This is a genomic window from Thalassovita autumnalis (genome assembly GCF_001458255.1).
Taxonomy (GTDB): Bacteria; Pseudomonadota; Alphaproteobacteria; order Rhodobacterales; family Rhodobacteraceae; genus Thalassobius; species Thalassobius autumnalis.
The window spans coordinates 1-2,282 of sequence record NZ_CYSB01000001.1 but is presented as its reverse complement, the minus strand read 5'-3'; the positions used below and the strand labels follow the sequence as shown (position 1 = coordinate 2,282).

Genomic DNA, 2,282 nt, shown 5'->3' with positions numbered 1-2,282 from the left:
CTCGGTTGCGCAGGTTGCCCGGCGCTACGCGATGAACACCAACCTGATCCACAAATGGCTTCGCGACCCTCGGTTTTCATCAACTGATCAGGCTGTGGATTTACCCGAGCCTGAGAGCGCATCGTTTCTTCCAATCGAGGTTGTGGGCATGACGCCCGCCCCAGCGGCACCCATTCCGTTCAATCCTTCAACAGGTTCCGTCACTGCGCAGCGCGTCGACATCACATTGTCGGATGGTCGACGGATATTGCTGGAGGGTGCGACCGCGCTGTCGGCGATCGTGGCGATGGTCGAGGGGCTGGCACGATGATCCCGGTGCCGAGCAACACGCGGGTTTGGCTGGCCGCCGGCGTCACGGATATGCGGCGCGGGTTCAATACGCTGGCGGCACAGGCCGAACAGGTTTTGGCCGAGGATCCTTATTCGGGCCACATGTTCGTCTTCAGGGGCCGCCGGGGCGATCTTTTGAAGATCATCTGGTGGGATAGCCAGGGGGCCTGCCTGTTTGCAAAGCGGCTGGAACGGGGCCGGTTTGTTTGGCCGGCGGCCAAGGAAGGTAAGGTCAGCCTGAGCCCATCACAACTGTCGATGCTACTGGAAGGGATCGACTGGCGGACACCGCAGAAGACCTGGCGACCGCTGGTCGCGGGATAGGGGGTGATACCCAACAAAACATGGGCTTTGACGCTGTTTTGCGTTCCCTCTTATGGGACGATTTGGTATAGTATGCCCCATGCTGGACGCCTTCAAATCTCTGCCCAAAGACCCTGACGAGCTGCGCTCTGTCAGCGAGCAAATGCTCCAGCATATCCAGTCTCAGGCCTACCAAATCGAGAAGCTGAAGGCCGAACTGCACGGCCATCGCAAAGCGCGCTTCGGCGCAAAGTCAGAGTGCATGGATCAGCTGGCGCTCGACCTGTCGGAAGACGATGAGATAGCGCAAGCCGCAGAGGATCAGCACGCGGGGCAGTCGCCGGATAATGATGAGCCTCAGGCGAAGCGCCAGCACAGCCGCAAGCCACTGCCCGACCATCTGGATCGGGAAGATGAGATCCTGTCGCCGGGCGAGGCATGCGATGGATGCGGTGGCACCCTGCGCCAGGTGGGCGAGGACGTGACCGAAGAGCTGGATTACATCCCCGGTCACTTCGTCGTGCGCCGGTTTATCCGCCCACGCATGGCCTGCACCTGCTGTGAAGCTTTCGCCCAAGCCCCGCTGCCGTCCCGCCTGATCGAACGCGGGCGGCCCGGCCCCGGCCTCGTGTCGCACATGCTGGTCGGCAAATATTGTGATCACCTGCCGCTTGAGCGGCAGTCCAAGATCTACGCACGTGAAGGGGTTGATCTGCATCGCTCCACGCTGAGCGACTGGGTCGGGCGCACGACGGCCCTGCTGGAGCCTCTGGCAGAGCACATCGGCAAACTGGTCCGGGCGGGACCCGCCCTGTTTGCGGACGACACCCCCGTAAAACTGCAGGTGCGCGCTAACACAACGAAGACCAAAACTGCCCGGCTCTGGAGCTATGTCAGGGACGAACGCCCGTGGTGCGGGGCAGCACCACCCTGCGCCTGGTATCAGTTCAGCGTCGATCGGAAGGGCGAGCACCCCGCCAACCATCTTGCGGGCTATACCGGCACGGTCCATGCCGATGGGTTTGCCGGCTTCAATGGCCTGTTTGGCAAGGACAAGGCTGACGAACAGGCTTGCATGGTTCACGTGCGCCGCAAGTTCGTCGACGAGGTCGAGCGCACCGGCTCTCCCATTGCCCAGCATGCGATCAAACAGATCGCGCAGCTTTACGCTGTCGAGAAGGAGGCGCGGGGAAAATCCCCAGAAGAGCGCGTGGCCCTGCGGCAAGCCAAGGCAAAGCCTGACTTCGACAACCTAGAGCTTTGGCTGCAGGGGCAACTGCGCAAGATCTCCGGTAAGACCAAGCTCGCCGAAGCGATCCGTTACGCGTTGAACCGGATGCCAAAGGCCCGTGGCTATCTCAGCGACGGGCGCCTCGAGCTGGACAACAACACTTGCGAGCGGACAATGCGACCCGTTGCATTGGGCAGAAAAAATTATCTATTCATGGGGTCCGTTGGCGGCGGGAGCGCCGCTGCAATCGCTTACACGCTCATGGAAACCTGCAAGCTGAACGGCGTCGACCCCGAGGCGTGGCTAACATGGGTCCTCCAGCGCCTACCCGATCACAAGATCAATCGCATCGACGAACTCATGCCATGGAACTGGCGCCCCGAAAAAGCCTGAAACCGCCCCGATACCGGACGGATAC

General features: G+C 61.5%; 3 protein-coding genes. All 3 read left to right on the top strand.

What is annotated here, in order from left to right:
- Positions 1 to 310 (top strand): hypothetical protein (locus tag TL5118_RS00015; protein WP_058260709.1); only part of this gene is annotated, 310 nt, incomplete at its 5' end.
- The gene (tnpB, locus tag TL5118_RS00010) at positions 307 to 654 is read left to right on the top strand and encodes an IS66 family insertion sequence element accessory protein TnpB (RefSeq protein WP_058241604.1); all 348 of its coding nucleotides are present in this window, start codon (positions 307 to 309) and stop codon (positions 652 to 654) included. The genes TL5118_RS00015 and tnpB, both read left to right, overlap by 4 nt.
- Positions 655 to 733: 79 nt before the next feature.
- On the top strand, positions 734 to 2,257 hold the full coding sequence (gene tnpC, locus TL5118_RS00005; RefSeq protein WP_058241603.1) for an IS66 family transposase: 1,524 nt from the start codon (positions 734 to 736) through the stop codon (positions 2,255 to 2,257).
- The last annotated feature ends 25 nt before the right edge of the window (positions 2,258 to 2,282 follow it).

Coding starts and splice junctions, on each gene's coding strand:
- tnpB (WP_058241604.1), top strand. CDS start 307: ATGATCCCGGTGCCGAGCAACACGCGGGTTTGGCTGGCCGCCGGCGTC.
- tnpC (WP_058241603.1), top strand. CDS start 734: ATGCTGGACGCCTTCAAATCTCTGCCCAAAGACCCTGACGAGCTGCGC.